Below are 14,401 nucleotides of genomic sequence, written 5' to 3'. Positions count from 1 at the left end.
GTGACCGCGACCACGGGCGCGACGACGGCCCGCAGGAAGAGCATGATCATCATCGGTGGTGGGCTCGGCGGCCTCTCCACCGGTGCGTACGGCCAGATGAACGGCTACCGCACCCGCGTCTTCGAGATGCACGAGATCCCGGGGGGCTGCTGCACCGGATGGCGCCGCGGTGACTTCACCTTCGACGCCTGCGTCAGCTGGCTCCTCGGCAACGGCCCGGGCAACGAGATGCACCAGATCTGGCTCGAACTCGGAGCGCTCCAGGGCAAGGAGATGCGCCACTTCGACGTGTTCAACACCGTCCGGGGCAGGGACGGGCGCACCGTCCGCTTCTACTGCGACCCCGACCGGCTCGAAAGCCATCTGCTGTCCCTGTCCCCGCCCGACGCCCGCGCCATCCGGTCCTTCTGCGCGGGACTGCGCAAGTTCATCGCCTGCCTGCCGGCGTACCCCTTCCTCAAACCGGTGGCGCTGATGGGCCGCCGGGAGCGCTGGCGAATGCTGGCCGGCTTCCTGCCGTACTTCAACCTCTTCCGCACCTCGATGTCCGTGCTGATGACGGAGTACTCGACCCGCTTCAAGGACCCGCTCCTGAGGGACGCCTTCAACTACATCCTGTACGAGAGGCATCCGGGCTTCCCCGTCCTGCCGTTCTACTTCCAGATGGCCGCCCAGGCTCACCGGTCGGCCGGCGTGCCCGAGGGCGGCTCGCTGGAGCTGGCGCGCTCCATCGAACGGCGCTACCTGGCCCTCGGCGGCGAGGTCACCTACAACGCCATGGTCGAGGAGATCCTGGTCAAGGACGACCGGGCCGTCGGCGTACGCCTCTCCGACGGCCAGGAGCACCACGCCGACATCGTCGTATCGGCCTGCGACGGGCCCACGACGCTCCTCGGCCTGCTCGACGGCCGGTACCTGGAGGGCGAGTACGCCACCCTCTACCGGGAGACCCTGCACCGGCCGGGGATGGTCTTCCCCGGCTACGCCAGCGTATTCCTCGGCCTGCGGCGGCCGTTCCCGGACGCCGATCCCACCACCACCCACCTGCTGGACGAGGCGACGGCCTCCCGGTTGACCGGCATCCGGCACCCCAGCCTCAACGTCCAGTTCCGCAACCGCTTCTATCCCGAGCTGTCGCCCGAGGACACCAGCGTCATCTACGCCACCTACTTCTCCGACACCGCCCCCTGGCGGGAGCTCGCCGAAGGGCCGGAGCGGCTGAGCCGGGCCCGCAGGGGGACCGAGCTGCACACCCTGCCGGTGCGGCGGGGCAAGGCCTACGCCCTCGCGAAGCGGCGTACCCGGGACGCCGTCGTGGATTTCCTCGACGAGCTCTACCCGGGGCTGAAGGACTCCGTCGTGGTGCGCGACACCTGCACCCCGCTCACCCAGATCCGCTACACCAACGCCTTCGAGGGCACCTTCCTCGGCTGGCAGCCCTTCGTGGAGAGCGGCGAGGCGATGGAGGAGCTCGTCAAGAAGAACGGGCCCGTCCTGCCCGGCCTGGAGAACTTCTACCTCTCCGGGGTGTGGGCCACCACCGGCGGCCTGATCCGCGCGGCCGCGGCCGGACGCCAGGTCGTGCAGTTCATCTGCCGGGACGACGGGATCGGCTTCACCGCCTCCGTCGACACCAGCGCGCCCCCACCGACCCATGTCGACATCCGCGTCGGCCCGCACCGCTGAGAAAGGCAACTCCGTGTCCGTGCCGCCTCATGTCCGTCCCGCCCCGTCCGCTCCTCCGGTCGCGGGCGCCTCCCCGGAGCCGATCGCCTACCCGTTCTGGACCACGGCGGGGCTCGGCCTGCCCGACGGCTACCGGCCGCTGCGCGACCGGCCACCCGTCCCCGTCCGACTGCCGTTCGGGGACCAGGCCTGGCTCGCCACCAGCTACGACGACGTGCGCGCCGTCCTGTCGGACCCCCGGTTCAGCCTCGCGGAGGCCGTCCGCCGCGACCAGCCCAGGATCGGTCCCATGCCCCGGGCCGGCGGGGGTCTCATCGCGCTCGACCCGCCTCACCACACCCGGCTGCGGGCCCTGCTGGCCAAGGAATTCACCGCCCGCCGCATCGAACGGATCCGCGGCCACGTCCGCGAGGTCACCGACGGCCTGCTGGACCGGATGGTGGCGGCCGGCCCGCCCGCCGATCTCGTGGAGGACCTCGCCTTCCCCCTGCCCATGACCCTCATCTGCGAACTCACCGGGGTCCCCGAGGAGGACCAGCCGGCCGTCCGCGCGTGGGCGGACACCGTCTGCTCCGGCAGCGTGACGCCCGAGGACGTGCAGCGGCACGCCGAGGACTTCTTCACCCGCATGCACGGCTGGATCGAGGCCCGTCGCCGTGCCCCGGCGGACGATCTGATCACGGTGCTGGCCCGGGCCCGCGAGGAAGGCACCCTGACGACCGACGAACTGACGGGGCTGCTGAACGAGGTCCTCATCGGCGGCTTCGTCACCACCACCAACCAGATCGCCAACTTCTTCGCGGTCCTGCTGCTCCCCCGGGAGGCGGGCGCGGGCGGTATGGACGGCGCGGACGTACTGGCGGCCGTCCGGGCCCAGCCCGAGCTGATCCCCCGGGTCGTCGAGGAACTCCTGCGCCTCGTCCCGCTGCTCAACGGGCTCACCCTGCCCCGCTACGCCGCCGAGGACGTGGAGCTGGGCGGCGTCCTGGTCCGGGCGGGAGAGCCGGTCGTGGTCTCGCAGGCGGCCGCCAACCACGACCCCGCCGCCTTCCCGGCCCCCGACCACATCGTGCTGGACCGGCCGGGGACCCCGCACATCAGCTTCGGACACGGCATCCACTACTGCCTGGGCGCGCACCTGGCCCGCCTCGAACTCCAGACGGCCCTGGAACGCGTGACGGATCGTATGCCGGGCCTGCGGCTGGCCGTGCCGGAGGTGGAGCTGCGGTGGCGGTCCAAGGAGTTCTTCAGCGGCCTGCGGTCCCTGCCCGTCGCCTGGTGAGGGCCCGGGCGTGGCGAGCGCGACGGGCCCGCGCCGGCTACTTGTAGGGTTTGCAGACCTCGGTGACGAGCCTTCCGCCATTCTCGTGGTCGTTGTAGGTGATGCTGCTGCCGTCCTGGTTGAAGGTGAGCGTGCCGCCCTGGGCGTCATCGACGCTCTGTCCCCGGTGCAGGACGTCGTTGATGAAGTTGCCGCTGCCCCCGACGAGGACGGCCTGGTCGTGGTCGAGGACGACGAAGCCGTATACGACCGCGCAGTACGGCATGCCGACAATGCTTCGGGACAGGACCGTCCCGACCTCGTACTGCGAAGCCGATGGCGATGGCGACGGCGCGGGGGCGGCAGTCGCGGTTGCCGCGGTGGAGACGGCCAGGATCGTAGACAGCAGCGTGGCCGTCGCCAGACGTACAGGGGTCGTCGTACGCATGTCAGGTCCCTCCGTGTGGGTGGGAGTCGCGTGTGAGCCGCCCAGGCGTGACGCAGCGGTGTGCGTGCTGCCCTGCTCCGCGGGGCCCCATCGGTACACAACCTTCGGCTTCCCGGGGCGCGGCGAGCACCAGCTGCGCGGGAATAGACGGCGGCTCCGTCATGGTCACCCACCATGTGGCCCTCGGCAACCGAGCCGCAGGTGCACGGCGTGGGAGCAGCGGGCAGCGGCCTCACGCCGTCGCACACCCGCCGACCAGATGACTGGACTTTCGGGTATAGCGCTTCCTGTCCGTTAGGACGATCCGGACGACATCGTCCACTACGTAGCGTTGGGAATGTCAGAGGAGAGGCACCCGGCCCCACCCCGGATTCCGTGCCGGACGACGTGTCCTCGCCCGGCCGTGAAGGGGGCCAGTATGAACTTCATCCAGAGATCCGCCCTCGCTCTGGCGGCGGCCGGAACCACGCTGGCGGCCCTGTCCGCCCCCGCCGGGGCCGCCGGGCCCGCGCCGGCCCCGGCCCCGGACGGCCCGTACACGTACTGCGGTGCGGGGTGGGACGGCGGCCTGGCGGTCATCACACACGACACCACCGCCTACCCCACCGCCCTGAAGGTGGCCAAGGCCTATCACGCGGCCGCGCAGAAGAATCCCGCCAGCGAAAAACCCGTGACCGTCCGGGTCGACGGCGTCCCGTGGACATGTGGAACCCGGAACGCCGACCCCGATCCGTACACCCTCTGCGTCAACCAGAACGACCGGAAGCTGCAGTTCGAACTGCGCTCCTGAGGCCACGCCAGGCCAGCCGGTCAGGTACGCGGGCGGGCTCGGGCCTACTCCGCCATAACGATGTGCGTGTTGTCCTCCGGCTGGTCGGCCTTGTCCTCCTTGGGCAGGCCGAGCTCACCGCACTGATTGGCCGGCGCGCTGAAAGGCAGCGCCGCGAAGAGCGCGCCCACCAGGCTCCCGCCGCCTCTCGCGCCCGAGACGCGCGTCTGCGCTGATCCGCCGTTGGCGCAGTGGTTGTCATGCGCGCTGTTGCCGGCGCCGATGACGCTGGTCGCCGCCGCGCCGACGGCGCACGGGAGCGAGCAGGAATGGATGTGGAGCTGGCCGCGTACCGGGTGGTGCAGGAGGCACTGACCAACGCGATGAAGCACGCACCCGGGCCGGGGACGACGGTCCTGGTCCGGCACGGCGAGGAGCACATCGAGATCGAGGTGACCACCAGGACAGCCCCCGCCCCCGCCTGGCCTGCCGCCCCTCCGATGCCGACGCAAGAACCTCGTCCTTCACCTCCATGCTGCGCTCCACGGAGACCGCTGCCTCGGATCACAACGTGGACACCGCCAGTGACGCGATGGGCGTCGGAGGAAGGGGGCGCCCACGTGACCGACTACGGCTGGGACACCCGCAACAACCTCACCGCGGGAGCACCCACGCCGGCGCCGGAGCAGTCGCCGTCGAAGCGGGCTGCGCCTGTGGGAGCGCCGCCCGGTGACTGGGTGGGCAACACCGTGGAAAGCAATCCCAAGTACTAGCCGGTTGCGCGAGGGGTAACCGACCCATGTCGGCTACCCGGGTCCAACCGACGTCACGTTCAGTTGATGTGAAGGGACGAAGGAAATGCAACGCATGGTCGGCGGATACGGGTCACCGTCCGCCATTCGCAGAAACGCCTGGTTCGTTGTCGCGAGCTCCATCGTCCTCTACGCGTTGGCGGCCCTTCTCGCGGCGAAGGGCGGCTGGCCAGCCGCCTTTCCCGTTCTCCTGGTCGCCGTAGTGGTCGATGGCGTATGCCTCGTGGTCTGGCTCGCGTTTCGCTCCCGACGAGCGTCATGAGCGCCTGCGACCCGGCCCGCCGCCACCGATGAAAGGATCCGACAGCATGTACATGGCCGCACACCGATGGACTCCCGGTGGCACGCTCGGCGTCGTCCTCTTCATCGTGGCGATCGCCTGCGTGGTCATCCCCGTCGTCATCAACCTCAGGAAACGACGGTAGCCGTCCCTGCTGATGCCCGCGTCTTCGCTACTCCGGGCTCACAAGGCGATAGGCCGATAGGCCGAGGCTGGGCGTCAGTTTGACGAGGCGAGTGATCGGGCGGGCAAGTTCTGGGGGGTGGGGAGGAAGGGGGCGACGAGGTCGGCGAAGTCCTCGGGGGCGAGGATGCGGATGCCCAGGTCTTCGGCCTTGGTGCGCTTGGAGCCGGCCTTCTCGCCCGCCACCAGGAGGGTGGTGCGCTTGGAGACCGACGACGACGCCTTTCCTCCCGCCCGCTCGATCAGCTCGTTCATCTCGTTCCGGGACAACGCCGCGAGCGGGCCCGTCATGGATCCGGTCACCACAACGGCCTCGCCGGTCAGCGGGCCGGGCGCCGAGCCCTCGCCTTCGGTCGCGGCGGTCGCGGGCTTCTGCGGCTCGGTGATCTGCGTGCCGACCCGCTGGGACTGGAGTTTGTCGAGGAGCGGGGCGAGTTCGAGGAGTTCGGCCGCGATGACGCGGGCCTTCTCGGTGCCGATGCCGTCGACCTCGGCCAGCGCGTCCGCGTCGGCGGCCCGGATCGCGGCCATCGAACCGAAGTGAGCGGCGATCCGGCGGGACATCGTACGCCCCGTGCCTCTGACACCGAGGGCGCAGAACACGCGGCTCAACGCGGCCCCGCGGGCGGTTTCGAGGGCGGCCAGGAGGTTGGCGGCGCTGGTCTCGCCCATGCGTTCCAGCCCGAGGAGTTGCTCGCGGGTCAGCGTGAACAGGTCGGCGACGTCCTTGACCAGACCGGCCTCCACCAGCTGGATCGCGCGCGTGCCGCCGAGACCTTCGATGTCGAGCTGGTCCCGGCCTGCCGCGTAGATCACCGAGGCCACGGCCTGACAGCTCCGGCCGCGTACGCACCGCCACCGCTGCTCGGCGGTGTCGATCGCGTCGCCACAGCGGGGGCACGTCTCGGGGAAGACGATCGGGCTCTCGGCGCCGGTGCGCTGGTCGACCAGCGGTGCCTCGACCCGGGGGATCACGTCACCGGCCCGGTAGACGAAGACCTGGTCGCCGATCATGAGCCCGCGGCGGGTGATGTCGGACGGATTGTGCAGCGTGGCGTAGGTGACCGTCACCCCGTCGATGACCACGGGCTCCAGGACGGCGCGGGGGGCGATGATTCCGGTCCGGCCGACGTTCCACTCCACCGCCAGCAGGCGCGTCACCTTGTGTTCGGCCGCCAGTTTCCGGGCCACCGCCCATCTCGGGGCGCGCGAGCCGTTCCCGGCCTGGCGTTGGTCCTCGGCCGTGTCGGCCTTGACGACGACACCGTCGATCCCGAACGGCAGGTCTCCGCGCAGGCCGGCGACCACGTCGATACGTTCCTGCACCTGCTCCACGGTCTCGCAGCGCATCGGGGCGGCGGACGTGCCGGCTGCCGTGTTCACGTCGAGCGCGGCCAGCTTCTCCAGCAGAGCGACGTGGCCGAGGTCGTCCAGGCCGATCGCACCGTAGGCGAAGAAGGTCAACTCGATCCGGTACGGGCGGTCCTTGGCCCGCAGTGTGCCGGCCGCCCCGCTGCGCGGGTGCGCGAAGGGTGTGGCCTCGTGGGCGAGCCGGATCCGGTTGGCCTCCTCGAACTGCGCCGTCGTCAGCAGCACCTCGCCGCGCAACTCGACGTCGATCGGCTCGGCGAGGACCGGCGGCAGACCGAGAACGGCGTCGGCGGCGTGGGTGATGTCCTCACCGGCCAGGCCGTCGCCGCGGGTGAGGAGCTGAACGAGCCGGCCATCCCGGTATCGGGCGGCCACCGCGAGGCCGTCGAGCTTCGGCTCCACGCACCAGCCGGCCACCGGGCGACCGAGACGCCGTTCCAGTGCTGCGGCCCACTCGGCGAGCTCGTCGGCGTCGAAGACGTTGTCGAGGGAGAGCATCGGCACCGAGTGCGGTACGTCGCCCTGCACGGCCCCGCCCGCCACCTTCCCGGTCGGCGACTCGGCGAGCGCCTCGTCCGGGTGGGTCCGCTCGTAGGCCGCGATGGCGCGCAGCAGCGCGTCGTACTCGTCGTCGCCGAGCGGGGTGGCCCCGTCGCCGTAGTACGCGGCCGACGCCGCCAGGGCGGTGGTCACGGCTGTCGCGTAGGCGGCGGGAGAGAGGAGGGTGCTGTTTTCGGTCATGAAGGTCATCATCGTGCTCCCCACTGACAACGCCATGGCCTGACCGCTCGCTACTTGCCCTGGCAGGGAGCGACCCGCCCTGTGGCGCGGGGCGGGAGTGGTGAGGGCCTGTTGGCCAGCCTCGGCCCCGCGCGGCATGCGTGGTGACCTGCGGAGATGCCGCTCGACCGTATGGTGGCGCGATACTCGGCGGTCCGGCACAAGGGGGTATCGTCGTCCGGTCACGGACGGCAGTCGGTTCGTCCGTCCAACTCAGGGGAGCCCACATGACTGATCTGAACTCGCTGCGGGCGAGCCTCGCGTCGGGTGAGCACGAGTTCGCCGACACCTTGGCCTTCGTCGCCGCGCACTACGAGTACCGGCCGCAGGCGTTCCGCAATGGGGAACTGGAAAACGCGGCAGGTGAGAACGAGGGCTCCTGCAAGACGCTGGGTCTGGCCCTGCTGGAAGGACTGAGTGACCAGGAGGCGCTGCTGGCATTCGGTGAGTACTACCGCGGCGTGGTGGCAACGCCGAACGGCACGGATCACGGCAACATTCGCAACCTCATGGCCCACGGCCTGGCAGGGGTGAGCTTTAGCGGGCAACCGTTGGCCCGCAAGAGCTGAACAGCGACAGGGTCGACTTCTCGAAATGGCCACGTTCCTGAGACCGGGACGTGGCCATTGGTGTGAGCGTCCCGCCCTTGGTGTGCAAAGGGCGGCCGCCGTACCATGTTTCTGTGGTTGCTGCCCCACTCAGGGGGTGCCAGCGACTGTCGCCTCTGCAGATGGGTCGAAACCATGCCCCAGAGTCGGTTCATTCCGGGAGACAATTCGGGGACGGGACACAGGCGTTCGCGGCGCGCGGGGGGTTTCGGCTGCTGTCTCGCCGCGTGCGGGCTTTTCGCGGTCACGGCATGCGCCCAAAGCCAAGCGACAGTTCTTGCGGCTCGCAGCGCTCCTGCTTCCCTCATCCATCGGTTCAGCCCGTCGGACATCGCGAAGATCGATGCCGCTGCCAGGCAAACCCTGGGAAATCAGATAACCGGCGCCGTCGTCAGTGTCTCAGATCCGGCCCGAGGAACCCTTCTCAAGGCCTATGGGAAGGCAGCCACAGGCGGCCGCCCGATGACTCCTGACGTGCACTACCGGACGGCCAGCATCACCAAAACACTGACCGCTCAAGCGGTCCTGCGCCTCGCCGACCAGGGAAAACTGTCGCTGGAGGACACCGTCGGTAAGTACGTCGCAGATTTTCCCAACGGTAACGTGATAACGCTTCGGGATCTCCTCGGCATGCGTGGGGGCATCTACAACTACGCCGACGACAAAGGATTTCTTGATCAATACGCCAAGAATCCGTTGTGGCCGGAATGGAAGCCTGCAGACGCCGTCAAGATCATGCGGCAGCATGCCGGGGACTTCCGTCCTCCCGACACGAAGACGGTGTACTCGGATTCCGAGTACATCCTGCTCGGCATCGTCATACAGAAAGTGGCCAAACAGCCGGCCGACGTCTACATCGGCAAGACGATCCGGGATCTCGGACTCAAGAACACCACGTTCCCGGCCACCAGCGTGGACCTGCCCCGCCCCTATTCCAACGGCTACTGGTACACGCCCCCGGTCGGCTCCCCGCTGCCGCTCTGTCCTACCGCCGGTCCGTCCACCCCCTCACCCTCACCCTCGGATTCCGGCTGTCACGTCGATATGACCCGCAGCAATCCGCAGGTGCCCTGGACCGCCGGGGCCGTCGTCTCCACCGTGTCGGACATGACAGCGCTCGCTCCCGAATTGGCGACGGGAGCCGGTTTGAAGCCGGCCACGGCCAAGGAACGTCAGCGATGGACGCCCATGTCGAATCCCGGCAGCGACGTCCGGCTCGCATACGGGTTGGGGCTGATGCGGATCGGGGACTGGATCGGGCACGACGGAGCCATCTTCGGGTACAGCACCATGGTGTTCTACCTTCCCTCCCAGAAGTCCAGCGTCGTCGTGATGACCAACGCCAGCAACGCGGAGAGCCTCACCGCTCGCGATCTCTGGGGCGAGGTCGTCACGCAGCTCTATCCGGACACCCTCTCCGGGCAACGGTAGCGACCGGCGGTCGAGCGGGACTACTGCTCGGCGATGAGCTGGGGGAGCTTGCGCATGTCGTCGAAGACGATGGTGTCGGGGCCTTCGAGCCGCTCGGCTCGGGTCAGTCCACCGGCGTAGCCGAAGCTCCGCATGCCTGCGGCGCGGGCCGCCTGGACGCCGGGGCGGCTGTCTTCGCGTCTCCTCTGTCCCGGCCGGCCGGCTGCCCGGGCCGGGACGGAGGGTGCGGCGTACGGGTCGGGGTTCAGCTGGTGGTGGTGTGCCGGCGGCGGCGGAAGAGGACGGCGGCGGCGCCCGCGACGGCGAGGGCCGCGCTGGAGCCGCCGGCGAGGAGCAAGGTGGAGGACGAGGTGTCATCCGTCTTGGGCGGGGAGCTGTAGCCGCTGGAGTAACCGTCGTTGGCGTACGGCGAGCCGGGCAGCTTGTCGGCGTAGCGGGCCTTGACCAGGTTCTGGTAGTCGCTGAGCGACACCGACGCCTGGCCGCCCAGGCCTTGGCGGGCCTCGTCGTTGAGTGGTTCCACGGTGGTGAGCTTGAGCTGGTACCAGCCGCGGATCTGCGGTTCGGTGAAGACGAACGTGCCCACGGCCGCCTTGCCGGCGTACGCGGCATCGCTGTCGCCGTCACGGATGGCCGCCAGATGCCAGCCGCCGCCCTGGGTGGGGGCGAGCAGGACGGTCGCGCTGCGGCCGTTGACGGTGCCGCTCAGTGCGGAGACCAGCGCCGTGAGCTTGATCGCCTCGGTGGGCAGTGGTTTGGCGGTGCCCGCGACGAATCCGGGGGTGATCTCGTTCCGTGCCAGCGGGTCCTTGATCGTGAAGGCGGGGAGGCCCTGGCACGGCTCGGCCGTGTCGGGGATCGTCTGGACCGGTCCGCCCGCGCCCGTGGGTACCGGGCTGCGCAGGAAGCGGCAGACGGCGTTGCGGACGTCGGTGGACTTCACGGCGTTGAGGGCGGCCTGGTAGTCGGGGATGTCGGCCGGGAGGGGGTCCCTGGCCGGGGCGGCGGCGTGAGCCGGACCGACGACGGACAGCAGTGCGGACGCACTCAGGGCGATGACGATGGACAGACGGGAGAAGCGAGAGGAGGCCCGCTTGCCGGACATTTCGGTGTGGGGCATGTCGCCTGCCTTAGCGGGAGATACCGATGCGGGAGTGGGTCCACTTCGACGAGCTGTTGCTCACGTAGTCGTTGTAGTTCCACCACGTGTACGTGGTGGTGTCCGGCCACGGGTCGGCCACGGCGATCGTGTTGTTCGAGGTGTCGAAGCCGTAGACCACGTTCATGTGGCCGCCCCCGGACGTCCACCCGATGCGGGCGCCGATCGGCCGGGCCGCCTTGACGTCGGTGGACACCTGGCTGAACGTGGCCGCGCTGCTCAGACCCGAGCCGGTGTGGGTCAGGCCGAGGCTGCTCAAACCCCGGGCCATGTCGTCGAGCGTGGCGGGCTGGTTGTTGCAGCCGTAGTACGGCTGGGCTCGGTTGCAGAAGTCCGTCTGAGTGGAGCCGAAGCCCTGGAACTTGGCGATGGTGAGCCCGGAGGCGACCCAACACCACTGGGTCTTCTCCTGCTTCAGCATGGTGATGTTGTCCTGAGCCGCTTCCGCGTGGGCCGTGCCTCCTGCGGCCGCGAGCGAGCCCAAGGCGGTCAGCACGATGGCCGACGCCGTCGTTCCGAACCTGAATGTGCCCATGTTCCTGCCTTCCCCTCTGATGGGTGCAACGAGATGAGCGGGGCAACCGGGGACGAATATGACAGCGCCGCATGTCCGGGTCATAGGGGGCTTACGCCGATTCAACCCGTACTGACTATTTGTCGGGTCATCGCATGGAGGGGGTGGCCGGGGGGCCGGAGCTCATGGGGAGGGGGCGCCGCGGCCGCCGTGGGCTGCCACCGGGGGGCGGGCGGGGCCAGTTCGGTGTGCCGAAGGCGTCGGCGCGGGCCGTTACGGCGGTGGTCGCGGCGGCGCGGCGCGAAAGGGGCGGGTCGGGAGCGGTGCGGACCATCAGCAGCTCGTGGTGCACCGAGTGGGGCAGCGGCCGGATTTGGCTCCGTCAACCCCGGACGGGCAGGTCGCCGAGCACCCTCCCGCGGTCCCGGACGGCGAACCCCCTGGGCTGGCCTTCGCCCCGGACGGCACCCTGTATGCGGCTCAGGAACGCGGCTGCGTCACCCGCTGGAAGGTACGTCGTGAGGCCTGAGGGGTATGACTGTCCCGTCCTCCGTCAGTTCGGGCAAAGCGCCCGATGCGGAGGCTGGCTCAGGGGCGGGAGCCGTCGCGGGGTTCCCGGCCGCGACGGCCTTCGGCAACTCGGCCGCCCGTGTGCCCGCCGTCGCCGGCGGGCCAGCCTGCTGTCGCGGGGTCGGTGCGGCCGCCCTCCAGGAGATCGAGCATCTGGTCGAGGACCGCCTTGAGGTCCTGCCACGGAGTCGCTCGGTCCGCCTGGGCGTCGACCGCCCCGTCGCGACGAGTCCTCGGTCGCCCCTGCTCCATGTGCGCCCACCTCCCTTGCCGTACGCCGCCGCACGCCGACCGTTCGCGTACGCGGCCGGGGCGCGGTCAGGCGGCGTCTTCCCAGGTAACCGCCGTTTAAACGACGTTCAAACGGCCGTTCCTGCGCGGGGGCAGGGCACGGGACGGGTCCGATCACCGGCCTTCGCCCGGAGTGCGGATTCCAGCCGGTCGCGGGCCTCGGTCTGGGCGGCGATCCGTTCGTTGAGGACCGCGAGGCGTTCCAGCGCGACCCGTAGGCCCTCGTCCGAGGGCGGAGCGGCGGCCACGTCCCCGTCCAGGCACGACTGGAAGACGCGCACGTCGTCCAGGGTGAGCCCGGCGGCCAGCAGGTAGCGGATGTTGCGGATCCGCGCCACCGCCCGCTCGCCATAGACGCGGTAGCCGTTGGGGGCACGCTCGGAGGAGATCAACCCGGCCTGCTCGTAGTGCCGCAGCGCACGAGGGGTCGTTCCCGTCCTGCCGGCCAGCTCACCGATCCGCACGCGTTCCACCTCCGGGACCACTCCTATCACGCCACCACCGCACCGCCGTCGACCGGGAGTACGGCTCCAGTGACGAACGACGCGGCGGGCGCGGCGAGATGAGTGATCGCCGAGGCCACCTCCTCGGGCCGGCCGACCCGGCCCAAGGGGGTGTGCGCCAGCTGCCATGCCCGTACGGCGGCCATGCGCTCCGGTGTCAGGCCCTGGTGTTCGCCGATAGGAGTGTCGACGGCGCCGGGGGCGACCGCCACAACCCGGATGCCTCGGGGTGCCAGCTCGACCGCCCAGCTGCGGGTCAGCGATTCGAGGGCGGTCTTGGTCGCGGCGTAGACCGAACTGCCCGGCCAGGCCCGCTGTCCGATGGACGTACTGACATTGACGATCACCCCGCCCGGCGACGCCTCCAGGAGCGGCAGGGCCGCCTGGGCCAGCTGGACGGGCGCGATGAGGTTGGTGGCCAGTTGAGCCGTGATCATCTCCGGCGTGAGGGTGCCGAGGGCGCCGCTGCGGACGATGCCGGCGTTGTTGACCAGTACGTCCAGCCGGCCGTGGGTCTCCAGGACGATGCGGACGATCCGTTCGGGGGCGCCTTCGGCGGTGATGTCCGCGGCCAGCGGCGTGATCCGGTCGTATCCGGCAGCGGTCTGCGCGAGCGGTTCGGGGCGGCGGCCGACCGCGATCACGTGGGCGCCCTCGGCGGCGAAGGCGTGGGCGGTGGCGCGGCCGATTCCGGTGCCGGCCCCGGTGACGACGACGGTCCTGCGGTGGTGTGGTGCGGTGTTGATCATGTCGGCCATCGTTCAACCCTGCCGCCAGCGGCAAGGTCAAGCCGCGCTCACCCCGCCAGGACGGCGGGCTTGAGCACCTCCTGGCACCACTGGCGGAAGCCGGTGGGGGCGGGGGTGGCCAGGGCGTGCCGTTCGGCGTCGTAGATGCCGTTGTTCTGGGCCGTGGCCATGTCGAGCAGGCCTTGCGCCCAGGCGTCGCTCATCCCGTACCCCATGGCCGTCGCCTTGTACGTCTCCCCGTCGGTCTGCTGGAAGCCGACCGGCCGCTCCAGTACCTCGGACAGGACCTGGGCCATGCCGTTCGGGGACAGCGCGTCGGCGCTGATCACCGGGAGGGCGTCCTGACCCGACCAGGAGTCGTCGGCCAGGAGGCGGGCCGCGGCCGCGGCGATGTCGCGGGTGGCGACGATGGCCAGCGGGCGGTCCGCGGTGTTCGGCAGGGAGAACAGGCCGCGGGTCCTGAGCGCCTGGGCCTGGTGGAGGAGGTTCTCCATGAAGAAGGGCATGGCCAGGGCCCGGTAGGCGACCCCGGTGCTCTCGATCATGTCGTCCATCGCGAACGCGGGTGACAGCAGTCCGGCGTGCTCCCCGTAGGCCCGGCCGAGGCTGGTGACGCCGACGACGCGCCTGACGCCCTGAGCCATGAGGGCGTCGCGGGCCGGACGGGTGAAGCCGAGATAGTGCTCGCGGATGTCGGCGGCTCCCGGGTCCGGGGGGACCAGCCACAGGACGCTGTCGGCCCCCTCGAAGGCTTCGGAGAGGACGGCGGGGTCACGGTGGGAGCCCCGGACGACCTCGGCGCGCTCGCGCGCCTCGGGGTCCAGCCGTTCGGGGTCGCGGACGATCACCCGGACGGGCTGGCCGGCGTCGAGCAGCCGGTCGAGGGTCTGCCTGCCGATCTGGCCGGTGGGGGCGGTAAGGACGATCACGGGAGCCTCCGGGAGGGGGGTGTCGGTCAGTGCGGCGCGCTGGGAGCGGGGTGGGTG

General features: G+C 70.2%; 15 protein-coding genes and 1 pseudogene. 6 read left to right on the top strand and 10 right to left on the bottom strand.

What is annotated here, in order from left to right:
* Nucleotides 1–42: 42 nt before the first annotated feature.
* Together ACZ6ZT_RS31905 and ACZ6ZT_RS31900 are read left to right on the top strand one after the other, a co-directional pair.
* The gene (locus ACZ6ZT_RS31905; protein ID WP_469723736.1) at nucleotides 43–1,686 is read left to right on the top strand and encodes a phytoene desaturase family protein; all 1,644 of its coding nucleotides are present in this window, start codon (nucleotides 43–45) and stop codon (nucleotides 1,684–1,686) included.
* 13 nt (nucleotides 1,687–1,699) lie between these two features.
* The gene (locus tag ACZ6ZT_RS31900) at nucleotides 1,700–2,968 is read left to right on the top strand and encodes a cytochrome P450 (RefSeq protein WP_469723707.1); all 1,269 of its coding nucleotides are present in this window, start codon (nucleotides 1,700–1,702) and stop codon (nucleotides 2,966–2,968) included.
* Between the two features lie 37 nt (nucleotides 2,969–3,005).
* On the opposite strand, the gene ACZ6ZT_RS31895 is transcribed toward ACZ6ZT_RS31900, so the two are convergent.
* Nucleotides 3,006–3,233, bottom strand: a complete 228-nt coding sequence (locus ACZ6ZT_RS31895) for a hypothetical protein (RefSeq protein WP_469723706.1) — start codon at nucleotides 3,231–3,233, stop codon at nucleotides 3,006–3,008.
* A 580-nt stretch (nucleotides 3,234–3,813) separates the two neighbouring features.
* On the opposite strand from ACZ6ZT_RS31895, the gene ACZ6ZT_RS31890 reads away from it, so the two are divergent.
* Complete coding sequence (locus tag ACZ6ZT_RS31890) at nucleotides 3,814–4,185, top strand: hypothetical protein (RefSeq protein ID WP_469723705.1); 372 nt, start codon at nucleotides 3,814–3,816, stop codon at nucleotides 4,183–4,185.
* Nucleotides 4,186–4,229: 44 nt separating this feature from the next.
* On the opposite strand, the gene ACZ6ZT_RS31885 is transcribed toward ACZ6ZT_RS31890, so the two are convergent.
* On the bottom strand, nucleotides 4,230–4,604 hold the full coding sequence (locus tag ACZ6ZT_RS31885) for a hypothetical protein (protein WP_469723704.1): 375 nt from the start codon (nucleotides 4,602–4,604) through the stop codon (nucleotides 4,230–4,232).
* Between the two features lie 180 nt (nucleotides 4,605–4,784).
* Between ACZ6ZT_RS31885 and ACZ6ZT_RS31880 the strand changes: the two genes are divergently transcribed.
* Nucleotides 4,785–4,937, top strand: coding sequence for a hypothetical protein (locus ACZ6ZT_RS31880; protein ID WP_469723703.1), 153 nt, complete (start codon nucleotides 4,785–4,787; stop codon nucleotides 4,935–4,937).
* Between the two features lie 538 nt (nucleotides 4,938–5,475).
* Here the strand turns inward: ACZ6ZT_RS31880 and ligA are convergent.
* Nucleotides 5,476–7,560: an NAD-dependent DNA ligase LigA gene (ligA, locus tag ACZ6ZT_RS31875; RefSeq protein WP_469723701.1), complete on the bottom strand. Its 2,085-nt coding sequence runs from the start codon at nucleotides 7,558–7,560 to the stop codon at nucleotides 5,476–5,478.
* 257 nt (nucleotides 7,561–7,817) lie between these two features.
* Between ligA and ACZ6ZT_RS31870 the strand changes: the two genes are divergently transcribed.
* Nucleotides 7,818–8,159: a HopJ type III effector protein gene (locus tag ACZ6ZT_RS31870; RefSeq protein WP_469723700.1), complete on the top strand. Its 342-nt coding sequence runs from the start codon at nucleotides 7,818–7,820 to the stop codon at nucleotides 8,157–8,159.
* 105 nt (nucleotides 8,160–8,264) lie between these two features.
* Nucleotides 8,265–9,629: a serine hydrolase domain-containing protein gene (locus tag ACZ6ZT_RS31865; protein WP_469723699.1), complete on the top strand. Its 1,365-nt coding sequence runs from the start codon at nucleotides 8,265–8,267 to the stop codon at nucleotides 9,627–9,629.
* Between the two features lie 20 nt (nucleotides 9,630–9,649).
* On the opposite strand, the pseudogene ACZ6ZT_RS31860 reads toward ACZ6ZT_RS31865, so the two are convergent.
* The 7 genes and pseudogenes from ACZ6ZT_RS31860 to ACZ6ZT_RS31830 form a co-directional block, all read right to left on the bottom strand.
* A pseudogene (locus tag ACZ6ZT_RS31860) lies at nucleotides 9,650–9,805 on the bottom strand (HAD family hydrolase); the annotation flags it as partial.
* A gap of 68 nt (nucleotides 9,806–9,873) precedes the next feature.
* The gene (locus ACZ6ZT_RS31855) at nucleotides 9,874–10,749 is read right to left on the bottom strand and encodes an LPXTG cell wall anchor domain-containing protein (RefSeq protein ID WP_469723698.1); all 876 of its coding nucleotides are present in this window, start codon (nucleotides 10,747–10,749) and stop codon (nucleotides 9,874–9,876) included.
* A gap of 10 nt (nucleotides 10,750–10,759) precedes the next feature.
* A complete protein-coding gene (locus ACZ6ZT_RS31850; RefSeq protein WP_469723696.1) occupies nucleotides 10,760–11,323 on the bottom strand; it encodes a papain-like cysteine protease family protein in 564 nt (187 codons plus the stop codon).
* A 567-nt stretch (nucleotides 11,324–11,890) separates the two neighbouring features.
* Nucleotides 11,891–12,124 carry a hypothetical protein gene (locus ACZ6ZT_RS31845; RefSeq protein ID WP_469723695.1) on the bottom strand — a complete coding sequence of 78 codons (234 nt, stop codon included), beginning with the start codon at nucleotides 12,122–12,124 and terminating at the stop codon, nucleotides 11,891–11,893.
* A 107-nt stretch (nucleotides 12,125–12,231) separates the two neighbouring features.
* A complete protein-coding gene (locus ACZ6ZT_RS31840) occupies nucleotides 12,232–12,627 on the bottom strand; it encodes a MerR family transcriptional regulator (protein ID WP_469723735.1) in 396 nt (131 codons plus the stop codon).
* Nucleotides 12,628–12,653: 26 nt separating this feature from the next.
* Nucleotides 12,654–13,424: an SDR family NAD(P)-dependent oxidoreductase gene (locus ACZ6ZT_RS31835; RefSeq protein WP_469723694.1), complete on the bottom strand. Its 771-nt coding sequence runs from the start codon at nucleotides 13,422–13,424 to the stop codon at nucleotides 12,654–12,656.
* A gap of 38 nt (nucleotides 13,425–13,462) precedes the next feature.
* Nucleotides 13,463–14,344 (bottom strand): NAD(P)H-binding protein, encoded by an 882-nt coding sequence (locus ACZ6ZT_RS31830; RefSeq protein ID WP_469723693.1) that lies wholly within the window; start codon nucleotides 14,342–14,344, stop codon nucleotides 13,463–13,465.
* Between the last annotated feature and the right edge of the window lie 57 nt (nucleotides 14,345–14,401).

The organism is Streptomyces sp. NPDC102258 (assembly GCF_055584685.1).
Note: the sequence above shows the minus strand (reverse complement) of the source record. Positions and strands in the feature narration are given on the sequence as shown.